Here is a 17,333-nt window from a genome sequence, read left to right as displayed (position 1 = left end):
CCGCGTGTCCCACTCACGCGGGGGCCCCTGATCGTCGGGGCATACAGGCGAAAACCGTCGCTTATGGTGGCATTTATGGACGCGTCGAGGACGATCGTGGAGACCGTGGGCAAGCTGCGGCAGCGCCGCACCGGGCCGCTGGTGCTGGAGCTGGACCTGACCGAAGGGCTGTCCGAGGGACCGCCCGCCGACCCTGTGACCGCCCTGCTGTCGATGCGCAAGCCACGCCTGGCGGAAGTGCTGTCGGGCCTGCGCCGCGCCCGCAAGGACCCCCGGGTCGCCGCGCTCATCGTCAAGATCGGCGGGAACCCCCTGGGCCTGGGGACGGTGCAGGAACTGCGCGAAGCCGTCGTGAAGCTGCGCGCGGCGGGCAAGCCGACCGTCGCGTTCGCCGAGACCTTCGGGGAGTTCGGCGCCGGCACGGTTCCGTACTACCTGGCCAGCGCGTTCGAGCGGGTCTACCTCCAGCCCTCCGGCGACGTCGGGCTGACCGGGGTGGCGCTGGAGCAGCGGTTCCTGCGCGACGCGCTCGCCAGGGCCGGGGTGGAGTATCAGCTCGGCCAGCGGCACGAGTACAAGACCGCGGCCAACATGTTCACCCAGAACCACATGACGGACGCGCACCGCGAGTCGGCGACCCGCATCGCCGAGTCGGTGACCGAGCAGATCACCGTCGGCATCGCCGAAGCGCGCCGGCTCACCCCCGAGCGCGTGCGCGAGCTGATCGACCAGGGCCCGTTCATCGGCGCCGAGGCCGTCGAGGCCGGGCTCGTGGACGGACTGAAGTATCGCGACGAGGTCTACGCGGAGACCGTCGAGGACGGCGCCCACCTGCAGTACGTGTCCCGGTACGCCAAGAGCGCGCTGTCCGGGAAGCTGCCGCATCCCGGCGCCGACACCGTGGCCCTGGTGCACGGCACCGGCACGATCCGCCTCGGGCGCAGCGGCAGGTCTCCCCTCGGCGGCGGAGGCGCCATGGGCTCCGACACCGTCTGCGCCGCCCTGCGCGCGGCCCGGCGGGACGACAAGGTCAAGGCCATCGTGTTCCGGGTGGACAGCCCCGGCGGCTCGTACGTCGCCTCCGACGCCATCTGGCGGGAGGTCGTGCTGGCCCGCGAGTCGGGCAAGCCGGTCATCGTGTCGATGGGCGACCTGGCCGCCTCCGGCGGCTACTTCGTGTCGATGGCCGCCGACGTGATCGTGGCCCAGCCGGGCACGCTGACCGGCTCGATCGGCGTGTTCGGCGGCAAGCCCGTCGTCGGTGAGCTGCTCGGCAGGCTCGGCGTGGTGACGGAGTCGGTCGCCGAGGGCGCCAACGCCGGGATGTTCTCGCCGACGACCGCGTTCTCCGAGACGCAGTGGGAGCGGGTCAACGCCTGGCTCGACCGCATCTACGACGACTTCGTGGGCAAGGTGGCCGACGGCCGCGGCCTGAGCAGGGAGCGGGCGCACGAGCTGGCCAGGGGCCGGGTCTGGACCGGCGCCGACGCCCGGGCGGCCGGTCTCGCCGACGAGCTCGGCGGCCTGGAGGACGCCCTCGCCCTGGCCCGCCGCCGGGCCGGGCTCGCCACCGCCGCCCCGGTGCGGACCTATCCCCGCATGCACCCGCTGGAGCGGCTGCGGCCGGCGGAGTCGAGCGAGGACAGGTCGGCCGCCCTCTCCCGGGTGCGCCTGGAGGCGTGGGGGCCACTCGCCCGGCTCGCCGGAGAGCTCGGCCTACCGGCGTACGGCCCGCTCGTGCTGCCGGGCTACTGGACCGTCCGGTAGCGGGAGCGCAGCCGTACGAGCGGGGACTTCTGGGCGTCGACGTAGTCGACGCCCAGCACCGCGCCGACGAACAGGGTGTGATCGCCGGCCGGGACGACCTGTGTCGTCTCGGCCTCGATCGCCGCCACTCCGCCGTCCACCACCAGCGCCTCGCTGTGCGCGCCGCGGTGGTGGGCGGCCCCGGCCAGCAGGAGGCGCGCCCCCGGCCGCCCCGCGGCGGCGAAGCGGGAGGCGACCGCCTGCTGACCGTCGGCGAGAAGGCTGGCGGCCCACCGGTCCCGGCGCAGGAGCACCTCGGCGAGATAACCGGCCGAGTCGAGGCTGACCAGCACGAGCGGCGGGTCGAGCGACACCGACATCAGGGTCGCGACCGTCGTGCCGAGGTCGTCACGGTCGTCCTTCACCGTCAGCACGGCGACGCCCGCGGCGAGTTGCCGCATGGCCTCGGTGAACAGCCCCTGCACCGGACTCACCCGGTCCTCACTCCGGACCCACCTAGAGGAGGCCGTTCTGGGTCAGCCAGTCCTTGGCGACCGCCGGCGGGTCGTCCTTGTCGACGGCGATCCGCTTCATCAGCGAGACCAGCGTCTCGGTGTCCAGCTTTGCGGAGATCGCGTTGAGCGTGGAGACCACGGTGTCGTTCGCCTCGGCCTTGTGGACCAGGGGCGTCACGTTCTCCGAGCCGAAGGCGTTCTTGTTGTCCTGCAACGGCACGAGGTCGTTCAGCACGATCTTGGGGTCGGTGGTGAACACGTTGCCGACCTGGACCGTGCCGCTCTTGATCGCGTCAGCGGTGGTGGCCCCGGTGGGCTTCCACTGCTTGAACTCCAGGCCGTAGACGGTCTTGAAGTTCTCCTCCTGACGGTCCTTGAACTCCGGCGGCCCGCCTACCGTGAGGTCCTTGGAGACCTTCGCGAGGTCCTCGATCGTGGCGAGCTTGTACTTGTCGGCCGTCGCCTTGGTGACGGTGAGCGAGTTGTTGTCCTCGGCCGCGGCCGGCTCCAGGATCTCCAGCTCGGGCGGCAGCTTCGCCTTCAGCCCGGAGAGGATGTCGTCCTTGGTCCTGGCCGTGCTCGACTTGTCGATGAACGCCAGCAGCGACCCGGCGTACTCGGGCAGCACGGTCAGGCCGCCGCTCTTGATCTGGTCGTAGACCACCTCGCGGCTGCCGATGTTGGGCTTTTCCTCGACCGTGACGCCCTTGGCCTGGAGCGCCTGGGCGTAGATCGAGGCGAGCAGGACGCTCTCGGGGAAGTCGAAGGAGCCGACGACCACCTTGGCGGAGGCCGCGCCGCCGGACCCGGAGGCCGAAGGGGCGGCCGACGCGGTGGTGGACAGCGGGTCGGACCCCCCGCAGGCCGACAATGTGAGCGCCGTGGTCAGGGCGACCGCCGCGACGCCGAACATACGCCTCATAAGGAAAAACCCTTCATTTTTGGGAGATAATACGGAGATTAGCGGGTCTGTCGGACTCCCGGCGAGACGACCACCCGGTCGAGGAGGAGGAAGCCGAACTGGACGGCCAGCGCGAGGGCCGCGACCAGGACCGCGCCGCCGATCACGCTGGAGTACGCCTTGGTGGCCAGGCCGTCGATGATGAACCGGCCGAGCCCGCCGAGGCCGACGAACGCCGCCACGGTGGCGGTGGAGACGACCTGGATGGCCGACAGGCGCAGCCCCAGCAGGATCAGCGGCAGCGCGACCGGCGTCAGCGTCCGGAACAGCACCTGCGGCCCGCGCAGGCCCATGCCGTACGCCGCGTCGCGCAGGTCGGCGTCCACCCCGCGCAGTCCCTCGTACGTGTTCACCAGGATGGGCGGGACCGCCAGCACGATCAGCGGGACCAGCACCGGCAGCACGGTCCCCACCCCGGCCAGCAGCACGACGAGCACGAGAAGGCCGAGCGTCGGCAGGGCCCGGGCCGCGTTCGCCGCGACCACGACAAGCAGCGCGCCGCGGCCGGTGTGACCGATGAGCATGCCGAGCGGCACGGCGATCAGCGCCGCGACGAGGAAGGCCGCCGCCGAGTACCCCAGGTGCTCCAGCAGCCGGACCGGGATGCCGTCGGGGCCGGACCAGTGCGCCGCGTCGCCGAAGAAGTCGGCCAGCCAGTTCATGCCGTGCCCCCGTTCACGCCGCTCCCGTTCACGCCGCTCCCGTTCATGCCGTGCTCCTCGCCCGGGACCAGGGGGTCAGCAGCCGCTGGGCGAGCACGAGCAGCCCGTCGGCGAGCACCGCGAGCAACACGATGAGCGCGATCCCGACCACGATCGGCGTGTAGAACTGCCGCTGCCAGCCGTCGATGAACAGGTTGCCGAGCCCGCCCTGGCCGATCAGCGCGCCCACGCTCACCAGGCTGATGCTGGACACGGTCGCGACCCGCAGCCCGGCCAGGACCACCGGCACCGCCACCGGCAGCTCGACCCGGAGCAGGCGGCGCGCGGGCCGGAAGCCCATCGCCACGGCCGACTGCCGTACTGGGTCGGGGACCGAGGCCAGCCCGTCCACCACGGCGGGGATCAGGATCGCCAGGGCGAAGAACGTCAGCGGGATGACGACGGTCGCGCGGGTGAGGCCGGTGACCGACAGGAACACCGAGAACAGCACGAGGGAGGGCAGGGAGTAGGTCACGTTCATCAGCGCCGCCGTCGGCTGGTACAGCCACCGCCACCGGGCGCAGGCCAGGCCGAGCGGCAGCGCCACCACCAGCCCGAGCAGCACCGGCAGGAAGGCCGTCACGACGTGGTTCTCCAGCAGCGTGCTGATCGCCGAAGGGCTGCCGCTGTCCCAGTTGCGCGCGATCCAGTCCCAGCGGACCAGGGGCTCCTCGATCACGCGGGCGCCTCCTCGGCGGAGCCGGCGCCCTTTGCCGGCGGCGCGTACTCGGCGAGCAGCTCGTCGATCGCGTCCCGCCCGGCCACCCCGCGCACGCGGCCCTCCTCGTCCACGGCGACCGCGACGCCGTTCGGCGACAGCAGTGCCGCGTCGAGCGCCGCCCGCAGCGAGTCGGTCTCGGGGTCGAAGGTGCCGTACGCCGCGAGGCCGTCGGCGGTCCGCCAGCCGAGCGGCCTGCCGTCCTCGCCGATCACGAGGTCGGGCGGCGCCGGGCCGAGCCGCACCTCCTTGGCGGAGATGAACGACAGCCGCCGGATGCCCCGGTCGCGCCCGAGGAACCCGCGGACGAAGTCGTCGGCCGGCTCGGTGAGCAGCGTGGCGGGGCCCGCCATCTGGGCCAGCCGCCCGCCGACGCGCAGGACGGCCACCGTGTCGCCGAGCTTGACCGCCTCGTCGATGTCGTGGGTGACGAACACGATCGTCTTGCGCAGTTCCGACTGCAGGCGGAGCAACTCGTCCTGGAGGCTGGCCCGGACGACCGGGTCGACGGCGCTGAACGGCTCGTCCATCAGCAGCACCGGCGGGTCCGCCGCGAGCGCCCGGGCCACGCCGACCCGCTGCTGCTGGCCGCCGGAGAGCTGGAAGGGATAACGGTTCGCGAGGCCGGCGTCGAGCCCGACCAGTTCGAGCAGCTCCATCGCCCGGGCACGGGCCTTCTTCTTGTTCCAGCCCAGCAGGTACGGCACCGTCGCGACGTTGTCCACGATCCTGCGGTGCGGGAACAGGCCCGCCTGCTGGATGACGTAGCCGATGCCGCGCCGGAGCGTGGGCGGGTCGATCTCACGCACGTCCTGGCCGTCGAGGGCGATACGGCCGGAGGTGGCGTCGATCATGCGGTTGATCATCCGCAGCGAGGTGGTCTTGCCGCAGCCGGAGGGGCCCACGAACACGGTGATCGCACCTGTGGGCACCTCGAGGCTCAGGTCGTCCACGGCCACCGTCCCGTCCCGGTAGCGCTTGGTGACACCTTCGAATGTGATCACGCCGTATCTGCCCTTCGAAAGAGTGTGCGATCAAGGCAACACAGGAGGCGCCCTCGCTCTTCCCCGTCAGCGCCCCGGAAATCGTGGCGGCCCCCACCGCGTTCGTCAGCCCGGCCGACAGCCATGGAGGATACTCGCGAGATCCGGGCCTGAATATCTATCAATAGGGCATCTCCTGATGCGTGGTGCGCCGATGTGTTGGCATGATTACTCTCACGCCTCTCCTGTCCCTCCGCTCCGTTCCTCCCGTAGGGACCAGCCACGAACCCCAGAGGAGCCGGTCGTGACATCACCGCTCACCGGTCAGCGCTCCAGGAGCGAGCTGATCGCCGAGCTCTTCGAGCGTCACGCCGCGGGGTTGTTCGCGTACTGCCACGACCAGCTCGGCGAGACCGCCTCGGCGGCCGACGCCGTGGTGGCCGTCTTCACCACCGCTCCGGCCGCCGCCGAACCCCCCTCGCGCGCCGTGCTGTACGCGCTGGCCCGCCGGGAGATCTACCGCCGGGACGTCAGCTACGCGCTGCCCGCCGTGGACTCCGTCGCCGACCCGGCCACCGCGCTGATCGAGCGGGTGTTCCGCGACATCCGGCCGCACCAGCGGGAGGTCCTGCTGCTGTCGGAGGTCTGCGGCCTCACGCCCCCGGAGCTGTCGCTGGTGCTCGACGTGGCGGTCGACACCGCGGAGGAACTCGCCGCCGGAGCGAAGCGCCGCTTCACCCAGACGCTGGCGACGGCGGTCGCCGCGGCGAGGTCCGCGCCGTTCGTGCCTCCCTCCGTCGCGGAGGTGTACGACGCCATCGGGGTCGCCCCCGTCGCCGACGTGCTGGCCCGGCTGCCCTGGCGCCATCCGTCCGCCTCCGTACGGAACCGGGTGCTGGCGGCGCTGCCGTACGAGGAGCCCGGCGACCCGGCCGCGACCGGTACGGAGCAGGTGGCGGACGAGTCCGGTGCACAGCCTGGTGCACGGTCTGGGGCTCAGTCCGGCGGGCTCGTCACCAAGAGGCTGTGGCCGACCACCCCGACATGGCCGCTGCCGCTGAGCGACCCCGACCAGGTGACCAACACCTGCGTGGTCAAGACCGAGGCCCTCACGCCCCAGGAGCCCCGGCGCAGGGCCAAGCACGAGGCGACGACCGAGCCCATGCCCCGGCTGCGCGGCGCGCTGCTCAACTCGCTCACCGAGGGCCGCCTGCGCAGAAAGCGCGCCACCCGGCCGGAGCCGCGGTCACAGGAGACCCGGTCGCACGAAACCCCGGCACGCGAAGCCCAGGCACTCGAAACCCGGGCACAGGGAACGTCGGCGCAGGAGAGTCCGGCGCAGGAGGCGTTCGCGGCGCCGGTGGAGCCGCGGACTCCCCCACGGTTCCCGTCCCAGGCTCTGTCCGACGCCCTGTCCCAGGCGCCGTCCCAGGCGTCCACGCCGTCTCGGCCGCAGTCTCAGGCCTCGTCGCAGCCGCCTGGGTCGCAGCCGCCTGGCTCCGGCCTTCCGGAGTCCGCGTCGGGCGTTCCCGTGGCCGGCTTCGGTGTCCCCGAGTCGGCGAGGTCGGCGGGACACGCGGGCCATGGCGGTTCTGTGGGTGCCGAAGGTCCCGCCACCGACAGTTCCGCCGTCGAGTGGTTCAAAGCCGGGAGCTTCGAGGCAGACAGGTTCGAGGCCGAGAGGTTCGACGCCTTCCGCCCGGCCGACCCGTTCGACGCCTTCGCTCCCGCTAGCCCTCCCGGCGTGGCCCGGCCCGCCGACCCGCCGCCCGCCCCCGCCGTCTTCGCCGACGATCCGCAGCGGCAGACGCCGGGCGAACGGCGCGACTTCGACGCGTTCGCGCCCGCCGGCCCGCTTCCGTCCGGTGAGTCCTTCGACGCCTTCGCACCTCCCGGTTCGCTCCCGCCCGGTGAGTCCTTCGACGCGTTCACACCCCCCGGCCCGGCCACCGCCTCCACGCCCGCCGAGCCGTTCGAGGCGGCGCACACGCTCCTGTTCGAGACGCTCCGCTCCGCCGAACCCTTCGACGCCTTCGCGGCCCCGGCCGAGGCACCCGCCAGGCCGGCCGGCGAGCCGGCTGCTCAGCCTGCCTCTGACGTGACCGCTGATGCGGCCGCCGGGCCGGACTCCCGGCTTGTCACGGAGGCCGCCTCTCCGCCCGAGGCATCCGGGCCGACTGAGGCGTTCCGCCCGGCCGAGAGCACCGCGATCCCGCAGACCGTGTTCCCGGAGGCGGCGTTCCCGGAGGCGGCGTTCCCGGAGGCGGCGTTCCCGCAGGCTGTGTCCCCGGAGACCAGGTTCCCGCAGGCGGAGTTCCCGGAGTTTCCGGAGGCTGAGTTCCCGGAGTTCCCGCGGGTCGAGGAGCAGGTGAAGCATCCCGTCGGCGGCTATCCGGCGGCGTTCCCCGAGGACGACGCCCCCGGCACGCCGGAGCCGAACAGTGCGCCGGCGACGAACGGTGCGCCGGAGGCGGGCGGCGAGCAGGCCGTCGACGCGCCTGCGGCGAAGGCCGATGTCCTGGACCCCGTCCCGGACCCTGCCGTCACACCGGCAGCCGCATCGGCCGGCGCGTCGGCCGCACCCGCCGCCGTCCCTGCCGCCTCGCCGGTCGCGCCCGCGCGGAAGGACGGCAAGCGCCCGGCCAAGAAGCACACGACCAAGAAGCAGACGACCACCAGGAACCCCGGGAGCGCCGGAAACGCCGAGGCCACCGGCGTCAGGCCCGCGGGGAAGGGACCGCGCAAGAAGAGCGACCGGCACTACGACTGGCTGTGGGAGGTCGTCGGCTTCCTGATCTGCCTGATCATCGCGCTGGTCGTCTTCTTCACCGTGCCGACGATCGTCACGCACTGACCTTCCCGCTCGGGACAAGGGAAGTAGAACCGATTACATTCCGCGAAATGCCCGCGTTTCTGTGACTGGTGGGTAACCAGTCTGAGCGCGCGGGAGTCGGATAGCGTGTTCTCATGCGCACTTCGCATGTGGTCGCCGACGTCCCGCCGCCGCGTCCCGACGCACCCTCCGGCACGGGCGCGCATGCGGCTCCGGCCACTCCCGGAGTCCGCACCCGGAGCCAGCACCAGCGACGCCGGCGGATCGTGCAGGCGGCCGCGGCCCTCGCCTCCCGCGGGGGCGTCGAGGCGATGCAGATGCGCACGGTGGCCGAGCGCGCGGGCGTCGCGCTGGGAACGCTCTACCGCTACTTCCCCTCGAAGATGGACCTGGTCGTGGCGGTGGTCGGCGAGGAGATCGACCTACTGGAGTCCAGCATCGAGCGGCGGCCCCCGAATGCCGCCCATCCCGCCGGCCGCGCGGCCGACGTGCTGATGCGGGCGACCCGGGGGCTGATGCGCGAGCCGGAACTGGCCGACGCGCTGATCCGCTCCCTGATCATCGCGGAGGTCGAGGCGCCGTTCGGCGACCGGATGGCGAGCCTGGTGCTGCGCGTCGCCGCCGGCGGCCGCACCGCGGATCTTCCTCCCGACGACCAGCTCGCTCTCACCGGGTCCCTGGTGGGGGTGTGGGTGCAGGAGCTGCTGGAGATGCTGCGCGGACGGCGAACCTACGAGCAGATCCAGCACCGGATCGAACTCGCCGCCGAGCGGCTGCTCGCCGGTTTCTAGAATTCACCGCCCGCTCCCGGAATCACCCCCGCAGCCACGCCGGGAATTGGGCTAGAACGAGTTCCAGTTCAACGGGACGTCATTCGAATGCCTCGACGAGGGCCTTGGGCGCGGTCAGGCACCACGCCTCGGTGACCAGCTCGAACAGCTCGTCCGGATCGATCCCGTCCAGGCGGACGACGACCCAGCCGAACCGCCCGGCGGTGAACTGCGGCTCGAACACCTCGGGACGCTCGGCCACCAGCGCGATCTGCTCCTCGATCGTGGCCTTGAGGCCGACCGTCCGGGTCCGCTCCCACAGGTAGCCGAAACCCTTGTCACGCACCTTGAAGGAGACCCAGTCGCCTCCCTCGCTCTGCCGCACCTCGGGCAGCCGGTCCAGCATGCCCAGGAACTCCTCGACGCTCACACCCATGTGTCCGTCGTACCAGAGCGCACCGACAGAAACGCGCCGCCCCGGCGGGACGGTCACGGCCAGGAGGGATTGTCCTGCTCGGGATCGCGGCCGTCGGCGAGGAGGCGCAGGTCGGCCTCGACCATCATCGCCACGAGGTCCTCGAACGACACCGTCGGCTCCCAGCCCAACTGGGTGCGGGCCTTCTTCGGGTCCGCGCACAGCAGGTCGACCTCCGCCGGCCGGTGCAGGGAGGAGTCGCAGACGACGTGCCGCTCCCAGTCCAGCCCGGCGGCGCCGAAGGCGGCCTCGACCAGTTCGCGCACCGAGTGCGTACGCCCGGTGCCGATGACGTAGTCCTCGGGCTCGGCGGCCGACAGCATCAGGTGCATGGCCCGGACGAAGTCGCCCGCGAAGCCCCAGTCGCGGCGTGCCTCCAGGTTGCCGAGGCGCAGCTCCGACGCCATGCCGAGCTTGATCCTCGCCACGCCGAGCGAGACCTTGCGGGTGACGAACTCCGCCCCGCGCCGGGGCGACTCGTGGTTGAACAGGATCCCCGACACCGCGAACATCCCGTACGACTCGCGGTAGTTCTGCGTGAGGAAGTGCCCGTACGCCTTGGCCACGCCGTACGGCGACCTGGGGTGGAAGGGGGTGCGCTCGGTCTGCGGCGTCTCTCTGACCTGACCGAACATCTCCGAGGACGACGCCTGGTAGAAGCGGATCTGTCCCGCGGGCGAGCGGCGCGCGGCGGTGATCCCGGAGCAGACGCGGATGGCCTCCAGCACCCGGAGCACGCCCATGCCGGTCACCTCCCCGGTGAGCTCGGCCTGCTCCCACGACATCGGCACGAACGAGATGGCTCCCAGGTTGTATACCTCGTCCGGCTGCGCCTTCTCGACCGCCGAGATCAGCGATCCCTGGTCGAGCAGGTCGCCCCGTACGAGCCGCACGTCCTGCAGGAGGCGGCGCACGCGCGGCACGCGCGGGTTCGCCTGGCCGCGGACCAGCCCCCAGACCTCGTATCCCTCACGCAGCAGGTGCTCGGCGAGATAGGAGCCGTCCTGACCGGTGATGCCGGTGATCAGCGCACGCCTGGCCAACGGATCCTCCTCATACCATCCAACTCGGCCTATGAGAGGCGAATGTACCGCCCTGCCCGACCTCACCCACCTGGCCGATAGTAGAACGCGTTACACCGAATCCCGTTCGGGTAACCTAACACCCCAGGTCGGGGAGGGTGAGGGTCGAGCGAGGACCACTTCCACCTCACAGCACCCCGGATAAGGTCAAATGGTAGTGTTCCTGGCAGCAGCCCCACGGGGGCACGACTGGAAAGGGGTGCCTCTTGGCGGAGAGGCTGCGAGTCGCGCTGCTGTCCTATCGCAGCAAGCCCACCTGCGGCGGCCAGGGGGTGTACCTGCGCCACATCAGCCGTGAGCTCGTCGCCCTGGGCCACCACGTCGAGGTCTTCTCCGGCCAGCCGTACCCGGAGCTGGACGAGGGCGTGATCCTCAACAAGGTCCCCAGCCTGGACCTCTACCGCGACGAGGACCCGTTCCGCACGCCGAAGCTCGCGGAGTACCGCGACTGGATCGACGCGCTGGAGGTCGCCACCATGTGGACGGCCGGGTTCCCCGAGCCGCTGACGTTCAGCCTGCGCGCCTTCCGCGAGCTCAGGAGGCGGCGGGGCGACTTCGACGTCGTCCAGGACAACCAGACGCTGGGGTACGGCCTGCTCGGCATCCAGAAGCTGTTGCCGGTCGTAGGCACCATCCACCACCCCATCAGCGTCGACCGGCGGATCGAACTCAAGGCCGCCAAGGGGTGGAAGCGGCTGTCGATGCGCCGCTGGTACGGGTTCGTCCGCATGCAGAGCGTCGTCGCCCCCCGGCTCAGCCCGATCCTGACCGTCAGCGAGTCGTCGCTCGCCGACATCCACCGCGACTTCAACGTGCCGCAGTCGAACATGCGGCTGATTCCCCTCGGCGTCGACACGCGGTTCTTCCACCCCCGGCCGGAACTGCCGAAGCGGGAGAACTCGATCGTGGCCGTGGCCAGCGCCGACTCCCCGATGAAGGGCGTCGCGACGCTGCTGCGGGCCGTGGCCAAGCTCGCCACCGAGCGGGAGGTCAACCTGACCGTGGTGAGCAGGCCCACCCCCGGCGGGCCCACCGAACAGCTGGTCGGCGAGCTGTCGCTGCACGACCGGGTGCGGTTCGTGCACGGCATCCCCGACGAGGAGCTGGCCGAGCTGATCGCCACCTCCGAGGTGGCGGTGGTCCCCTCCCTGTACGAGGGCTTCTCGCTGCCGGCCGTCGAGCACATGGCATGCGGCACCCCGCTGGTCGCCTCGCGTACGGGCGCTCTGCCCGAGGTGGTCGGCGACGCGGCGATCCAGGTGCCGCCGGGCGACCCGGAGGAGCTCGCCGCCGTGCTGCGCCGCCTGCTCGACTCCCCGCGCGAGCGCGAGGAGTACGGCCGCCGCGGCTACGACCGCGTGATGGAGCGCTACGCGTGGCCGGTCGTCGCCCGGCGCACCGTCGAGGCCTACCACGAGGCCATCGCCGCCCACACCCCCTCGCGGTGACTCCCCGGCCCCGGCGAAGCACAGCTCAGGAAGCACCGCCCAGGAAGCACAGCCCCAGGTAGCACGACCCCACGAAAGGCAGGCACCGAGTGCTGACCGTCGACTTCGCCCGGCTGCCGGTCGGACCGGGTGACCGCGTCCTCGACCTCGGGGCCGGTGGTGGCCGGCACGCCTTCGAGGTGCTGCGCCGCGGCGCCGACGTGGTCGCCTTCGACATGGACGCCGCCGAGATGGAGAGCGTGGCGGCCATGTTCGCGGCCATGGACAAGGAGGGCGAGGTGCCGGCGGGCGCGACCGGCGACACCGTCGTCGGCGACGCCCTCGACATGCCGTTCCCCGACGCCTCCTTCGACCGCGTGATCGCCGCCGAGGTGCTGGAGCACATCCCCGACGACATGGCGGCGATGCGGGAGATCGTCCGCGTGCTCAAGCCGGGCGGCCGGGCCGCGATCACGGTCCCGAGCTTCCTCCCCGAGCGCGTCTGCTGGGCGCTGTCGGAGGACTACCACACCACCCCCGGCGGACATATCCGGATTTATACGTTGGCGGAGCTCCAGGCGAAGCTGAAGGCCTCGGGCCTGGAGGTCGGCGGCCACCACCACGCGCACGGGCTGCACACGCCGTACTGGTGGATCAAGTGCGCGGTGGGGGTGAAGAACGACGAGCACCCGCTGGCCAAGGCGTACCACGAGCTTCTCGTCTGGGACATCATGAAGCGCCCCCTCGCCACCCGGCTGGCCGAGGCCGTGCTCAACCCCCTGATCGGCAAGAGCGTGGTCGTCTACGTCCGGAAGCCCGCATGAGGCGGGTGCCGCACGTTCCCGGGATCGTCACCGCAGACCAGGTCCTCCGTACGGCCGAGAGCATCGCCGCGATCCAGGACGACGAGGGCGGGGTGCCCTGGCCCGAGGGCCACATCGACGCCTGGAACCACATCGAGTGCCTGATGGCGCTGACCGTGGCCGGGCTGCGCGACGAGGCCCGCAAGGGCTACGACTGGCTCGTACGGCACCAGCGCCCGGACGGCTCCTGGCCCATGAGGATCCGGGACGGGCGGCCCGCCGAGGCCGCCGGCGAGTCCAACCACGCGGCGTACATCGCGGTGGGGGTCTGGCACGACCTGCTGGTGACCGGCGACGAGGACTTCGCCCGCGCCATGTGGCCGGCGGTCGTCCGGGCCCTCGGCTTCGTCATGGGGCTGCAGACCACGCGGGGCGAGATCCTCTGGCAGCGCGACGCCGAGGGCCGACCGGCGGACTACGCCCTGCTCACCGGGTGCTCGTCGATCCACCAGGGCCTGCGCTGCGGGGCGCTGCTCGCCGAAAGGCTGGGCGACCCGCAGCCCGACTGGGAACTCGCCGCCGACCGGCTCGGCCACGTCGTCGCCCACCACCCCGAGGCGTTCGCCGACAAGAGCCGGTTCTCGATGGACTGGTACTACCCCGTGCTCGGCGGCGCCGTACGCGGGGTGGACGCCGTCCGCCGGTTCGACCTGGAATGGGACACCTTCGTGGAACCCGGCCTCGGGGCGCGCTGCGTCTCCGACCAGCCGTGGGTGACCGGCGCGGAATCGTGCGAGCTGGTGCTCGCGCTCGACTCCGCCGGGCTGCGGGACCGCGCGCTGACGGTGTTCGCGGACATGCAGCACCTGCGCCACGAGGACGGGGCCTACTGGACCGGGTGGCAGTTCGTGAACGAGCGGCACTTCCCCGACGAGCGGTCGGGCTACACGGCGGCCGCGGTGGTGCTCGCCGCCGACGCGCTCGCCCGCGCGACCCCCGGCTCGGGGATCTTCCGCGACGCCGGCGGCCGGGAGGCCCGCATCACCGGCGAGTGCGGCTGCGAGCGCGCCCGCGCCTGATCAGCTCTTCTCCAGCACACGCAGCGACCCGGTGACCCGCACCTCCTTGAAGGCGCCCGACTCCAGCGCGCGCAGATAGACGTGGTACGGCGCCTGCCCGCCGTCGGCGGGATCGGGATAGATGTCGTGGAAGACGAGCGCGCCGCCCGGCATGACGTGCGGCGCCCATCCCTCGTAGTCGGCGGTCACCGGCTCCTCCGAGTGGCCGCCGTCGACGAACAGCACGGCGAGCGGCGTGGCCCAGAACCGGGCGACCGTCGCCGAGTCGCCGACGACCGCGATCACCTCGTCCTCCAGACCGGCGGCGGCGATCGTGTCGCGGAAGAACGGCAGCGAGTCCATCCGCCCGGTCCTCGCGTCGACCAGGTCGGGGTCGTGGTGCGGCCAGCCGGGCTGGATCTCCTCCGACCCCCGGTGATGGTCCACGGTGAAGACCACCGTCCCCGCCTGCCGCGCCCCGGCGCCCAGATAGACCGCCGACTTCCCGCAGTACGTGCCGATCTCGCAGACCGGCCCCCGCAGGCCGTACGTCGCGGCGGTCTCGTACAGCGCCTCGCCCTCGGCGGGCGGCATGAAGCCGCGCGCCTTCTCGGCGGCACGGCGCAGCGGAAGGGGCATCGGAGTTACCATGACGGGCACCCTACCCGGGCCCCCGATGAGGAGGACGCGTCGTGAAGATCGTTGTGGATTACGAGGCGTGCGAGGCCAACGCCGTCTGCATGGGTCTGGCTCCGGAGGTCTTCGAGGTCGACGACCAGGACAACCTCTGGGTGCTGACGCCCGAGCCGCCCGCCGAACTGCTCGACCGGGTCCGCCACGCGGTCCGGTCCTGTCCGAAGGCCGCGCTGTCCCTCGTGGACGAGTGACGATGCCCGTGACCAGGCCCGTGACCATGCGCGGCGCGATCCTGCACGCGGTCGGCGACGACAGGCTGGACATCCGCGACGACATCACGGTCACGCCGGTGGGCCCGGGCGAGGTGCGCGTGCGCGTACGGGCGACCGGCGTGTGCCACTCCGACCTGTCGGTGCTGACCGGCGTGCTCCCCCAGCCCCTGCCGATCGTCCCCGGTCACGAGGGCGCGGGCGAGGTGGTCGAGGTGGGCGACGGCGTCACCACCGTCAGCCCGGGCGACCACGTCATCGTCAACTGGACGCCCGCCTGCGGCGACTGCCCGAGTTGCCGGGCCGGTCAGCCGAACCTGTGCATGACCTACATGATGAAGGGCTTCACCGAGCCGCGCTTCCGCTTCGGCGGCGGCACCCCCGCGTTCGGGATGGCCGGGTGCGGCACCTGGGCCGAGGAGATCGTCGTGCCCTGGCAGGGCGCGATCGCGGTCGACCCCGACGTGCCGTACGAGGTGGCGGCGCTGATCGGCTGCGGCGTCACCACGGGCGTCGGCGCCGTGCTCAACACGGCGAAGGTCCGCCCGGGGGCGACCGTGGCGGTGGTCGGCTGCGGCGGCGTCGGGCTGTCGGTGATCCAGGGAGCCCGGATCTCCGGCGCGACCACGATCCTCGCGATCGACCCGCTGGAGTCCAAGCACGCGCTCGCCCTGAAGGTGGGGGCCACCCACGCCTGCACCCCCGACCAGGTCACGGAAGCGATCGGCGCCCTGACCGGCGGTCAGGGCTTCGACCACGGCTTCGAGGCGGTCGGCAGGTCGGCGGCCATCATGACGGCCTGGCGGGCGACCAGGCGCGGCGGTGACGTCATCGTCGTCGGCGCGGGCGCCGTGGACGACCAGGTGCCGCTGAACGCCTTCAGCCTGTTGTTCGAGGGCAAGAACATCCTCAGCTCGCTGTACGGCGGCGCCGACGTCCGCAGGGACTTCCCCCGCTTCGTGAACCTCTACAAGGCGGGCAGGCTCGACCTCGACAGCATGATCAGCTCGCGGATCAGGATCGGCGACCTGAACGAGGCGGTCGCCGCGCTGCGCGGCGGCGAGGTGCTCCGGCAGATCGTGCTGTTCGACTGAGAACACGGCCGGACCACCCCTGAGCACCGGAGATCTCCCTGCCCGGCCGGATATCTCCGGCGGCCGCGGGTACCCGGACGGCGACATGCAGACGTTCCTGCCGTATCCGGACTTCACCGCCTCCGCGCGCGTGCTCGACCCGCTCCGCCTGGGCAAGCAGCGGGTCGAGGCGCTGCAGGTCCTGCGTACGCTCACCGTCCCGGGGTACGGCTGGCGGCACCATCCCGTCGCGCACATGTGGGCCGGGTACGAGGAGGCGCTGGTCCGCTACGGCCTGGAGATCGTCGCGGCGTGGTGCGACATGGGCCGGGCCGACACCTGCGCCGGGACGATGACCAGGGAGCTGCTCGGCTGCCGCGGCATCGAGACGCCCCGCACCCAGGTGGCCCTCGCCGAGGCGGGCGAGCTTCCGCCGTGGCTGGGCGATCCCGCCCTCCACCTCAGCCACCGCTCCGCCCTGCTGCGCAAGGACCCCGGGTTCTACGGCCCGTTGTTCCCCGGCGAGCCCGACGACCTTCCCTACGTCTGGCCCGGCTCCGACCGCGTCAACGCCCTGCTCCCACCCCGCCGGACCGTCTGAGCACGACAGCCGGACACAGCAGGGCCGGGCGGCGAAGGCGCCGCCCGGCCCTGTTGGAGAGAGCAGTGGCTGGATCAGCTCTCGGAGGAGAAGGCGGCGTCGAAGGCCGCGTCGGGTGGGGTGATGGCGTTGAGTGCGCGGATGTAGGCGAGGGACTCGGGTGCGCCGTGCAGCCGGTCCATGCCCGCGTCCTCCCACTCGATGGAGATCGGGCCGTCGTAGCCGATGTGGTTGAGCGCGCGGAAGCACTCCTCCCACGGCACGTCCCCCCGGCCGGTGGACACGAAGTCCCAGCCGCGGCGGGGGTCGGCCCAGGCCAGGTGGGAGGCCAGCCGGCCGCGCCGCCCGTCACGGGTGGCGACCCGGGCGTCCTTGCAGTCCACGTGGTAGATCTTGTCGGCGAAGTCGAGGATGAACCCCGCCGGGTCGAGACCCTGCCACACCATGTGCGAGGGGTCCCAGTTCAGCCCGAACGCCGGCCGGTTGCCGATCGCCTCCAGCGTCCGCAGCGTGGTGTGGTAGTCATAGGCGATCTCGCTGGGGTGCACCTCGTGGGCGAACCGCACCCCGACCTCGTCGAACACGTCCAGGATCGGGTTGAACCGCTCGGCGAAGTCGGCGTAGCCGGCCTCGATCATCGACGGCGGCACCGGGGGGAACATGGCCAGGGTGTGCCAGATCG

Annotated in this window: 18 protein-coding genes; 9 read left to right on the top strand and 9 right to left on the bottom strand. The window is 71.9% G+C overall.

Annotated elements, in window-relative coordinates; all coding sequences use genetic code 11:
* Nucleotides 1-75: 75 nt before the first annotated feature.
* A complete protein-coding gene (locus HHX40_RS16580) occupies nucleotides 76-1,767 on the top strand; it encodes a S49 family peptidase (protein ID WP_182881329.1) in 1,692 nt (563 codons plus the stop codon).
* On the opposite strand, the gene HHX40_RS16575 is transcribed toward HHX40_RS16580, so the two are convergent.
* Genes HHX40_RS16575 through HHX40_RS16555 form a run of 5 tightly spaced genes read right to left on the bottom strand, consistent with a single transcriptional unit; the run spans nucleotide 1,749 to nucleotide 5,645 of the window.
* Nucleotides 1,749-2,207, bottom strand: a complete 459-nt coding sequence (locus tag HHX40_RS16575; protein WP_138463183.1) for a flavin reductase family protein — start codon at nucleotides 2,205-2,207, stop codon at nucleotides 1,749-1,751. The genes HHX40_RS16580 and HHX40_RS16575 overlap by 19 nt on opposite strands.
* Before the next feature lie 55 nt (nucleotides 2,208-2,262).
* A complete protein-coding gene (locus HHX40_RS16570; RefSeq protein WP_182881328.1) occupies nucleotides 2,263-3,183 on the bottom strand; it encodes an ABC transporter substrate-binding protein in 921 nt (306 codons plus the stop codon).
* A 38-nt stretch (nucleotides 3,184-3,221) separates the two neighbouring features.
* Nucleotides 3,222-3,884, bottom strand: a complete 663-nt coding sequence (locus tag HHX40_RS16565; RefSeq protein WP_138463169.1) for an ABC transporter permease — start codon at nucleotides 3,882-3,884, stop codon at nucleotides 3,222-3,224.
* 43 nt (nucleotides 3,885-3,927) lie between these two features.
* The gene (locus HHX40_RS16560; protein ID WP_111698875.1) at nucleotides 3,928-4,602 is read right to left on the bottom strand and encodes an ABC transporter permease; all 675 of its coding nucleotides are present in this window, start codon (nucleotides 4,600-4,602) and stop codon (nucleotides 3,928-3,930) included.
* A complete protein-coding gene (locus HHX40_RS16555; RefSeq protein ID WP_182881327.1) occupies nucleotides 4,599-5,645 on the bottom strand; it encodes an ABC transporter ATP-binding protein in 1,047 nt (348 codons plus the stop codon). The genes HHX40_RS16560 and HHX40_RS16555 overlap by 4 nt, the downstream gene beginning before the upstream one ends.
* Nucleotides 5,646-5,928: 283 nt before the next feature.
* Here HHX40_RS16555 and HHX40_RS16550 point away from each other — a divergent pair, with 283 nt between their 5' ends.
* Together HHX40_RS16550 and HHX40_RS16545 are read left to right on the top strand one after the other, a co-directional pair.
* A complete protein-coding gene (locus tag HHX40_RS16550; RefSeq protein WP_182881326.1) occupies nucleotides 5,929-8,478 on the top strand; it encodes an RNA polymerase sigma factor in 2,550 nt (849 codons plus the stop codon).
* A gap of 113 nt (nucleotides 8,479-8,591) precedes the next feature.
* Complete coding sequence (locus HHX40_RS16545) at nucleotides 8,592-9,248, top strand: TetR family transcriptional regulator (protein WP_182875325.1); 657 nt, start codon at nucleotides 8,592-8,594, stop codon at nucleotides 9,246-9,248.
* Nucleotides 9,249-9,327: 79 nt separating this feature from the next.
* Here the strand turns inward: HHX40_RS16545 and HHX40_RS16540 are convergent, their stop codons facing one another.
* Together HHX40_RS16540 and HHX40_RS16535 are read right to left on the bottom strand one after the other, a co-directional pair.
* On the bottom strand, nucleotides 9,328-9,663 hold the full coding sequence (locus tag HHX40_RS16540) for an MmcQ/YjbR family DNA-binding protein (RefSeq protein ID WP_111698889.1): 336 nt from the start codon (nucleotides 9,661-9,663) through the stop codon (nucleotides 9,328-9,330).
* 53 nt (nucleotides 9,664-9,716) lie between these two features.
* Nucleotides 9,717-10,745, bottom strand: a complete 1,029-nt coding sequence (locus HHX40_RS16535) for a GDP-mannose 4,6-dehydratase (RefSeq protein ID WP_111698890.1) — start codon at nucleotides 10,743-10,745, stop codon at nucleotides 9,717-9,719.
* A gap of 245 nt (nucleotides 10,746-10,990) precedes the next feature.
* Here HHX40_RS16535 and HHX40_RS16530 point away from each other — a divergent pair, with 245 nt between their 5' ends.
* The 3 genes from HHX40_RS16530 to HHX40_RS16520 all read left to right on the top strand — a co-directional run bounded on the left by HHX40_RS16530 (nucleotide 10,991) and on the right by HHX40_RS16520 (nucleotide 14,093).
* The gene (locus HHX40_RS16530; protein WP_182881325.1) at nucleotides 10,991-12,232 is read left to right on the top strand and encodes a glycosyltransferase family 4 protein; all 1,242 of its coding nucleotides are present in this window, start codon (nucleotides 10,991-10,993) and stop codon (nucleotides 12,230-12,232) included.
* An 89-nt stretch (nucleotides 12,233-12,321) separates the two neighbouring features.
* Nucleotides 12,322-13,035, top strand: a complete 714-nt coding sequence (locus tag HHX40_RS16525; RefSeq protein ID WP_111698894.1) for a class I SAM-dependent methyltransferase — start codon at nucleotides 12,322-12,324, stop codon at nucleotides 13,033-13,035.
* Nucleotides 13,032-14,093: a prenyltransferase gene (locus HHX40_RS16520; protein ID WP_182881324.1), complete on the top strand. Its 1,062-nt coding sequence runs from the start codon at nucleotides 13,032-13,034 to the stop codon at nucleotides 14,091-14,093. The genes HHX40_RS16525 and HHX40_RS16520 overlap by 4 nt, the downstream gene beginning before the upstream one ends.
* On the opposite strand, the gene HHX40_RS16515 is transcribed toward HHX40_RS16520, so the two are convergent.
* A complete protein-coding gene (locus HHX40_RS16515) occupies nucleotides 14,094-14,723 on the bottom strand; it encodes a class I SAM-dependent methyltransferase (RefSeq protein ID WP_182881323.1) in 630 nt (209 codons plus the stop codon). It abuts the gene before it with no gap.
* Between the two features lie 41 nt (nucleotides 14,724-14,764).
* Between HHX40_RS16515 and HHX40_RS16510 the strand changes: the two genes are divergently transcribed.
* The 3 genes from HHX40_RS16510 (at nucleotide 14,765) to HHX40_RS16500 (ending at nucleotide 16,651) form a co-directional block, all read left to right on the top strand.
* Nucleotides 14,765-14,959: a ferredoxin gene (locus HHX40_RS16510; protein WP_111698898.1), complete on the top strand. Its 195-nt coding sequence runs from the start codon at nucleotides 14,765-14,767 to the stop codon at nucleotides 14,957-14,959.
* 2 nt (nucleotides 14,960-14,961) lie between these two features.
* A complete protein-coding gene (locus HHX40_RS16505) occupies nucleotides 14,962-16,071 on the top strand; it encodes a Zn-dependent alcohol dehydrogenase (RefSeq protein ID WP_259403679.1) in 1,110 nt (369 codons plus the stop codon).
* Between the two features lie 85 nt (nucleotides 16,072-16,156).
* On the top strand, nucleotides 16,157-16,651 hold the full coding sequence (locus HHX40_RS16500) for an MSMEG_6728 family protein (RefSeq protein WP_182875321.1): 495 nt from the start codon (nucleotides 16,157-16,159) through the stop codon (nucleotides 16,649-16,651).
* A gap of 74 nt (nucleotides 16,652-16,725) precedes the next feature.
* On the opposite strand, the gene HHX40_RS16495 is transcribed toward HHX40_RS16500, so the two are convergent.
* Nucleotides 16,726-17,333: sugar phosphate isomerase/epimerase family protein (locus HHX40_RS16495; RefSeq protein ID WP_182881322.1), on the bottom strand; the 608-nt coding region annotated here is incomplete at its 5' end.

Source organism: Microbispora sp. H10949 (assembly GCF_014161435.1).
GTDB classification, from domain to species: Bacteria; Actinomycetota; Actinomycetes; order Streptosporangiales; family Streptosporangiaceae; genus Microbispora; species Microbispora triticiradicis.
This window is presented reverse-complemented; position numbering and strand designations above follow the sequence as displayed.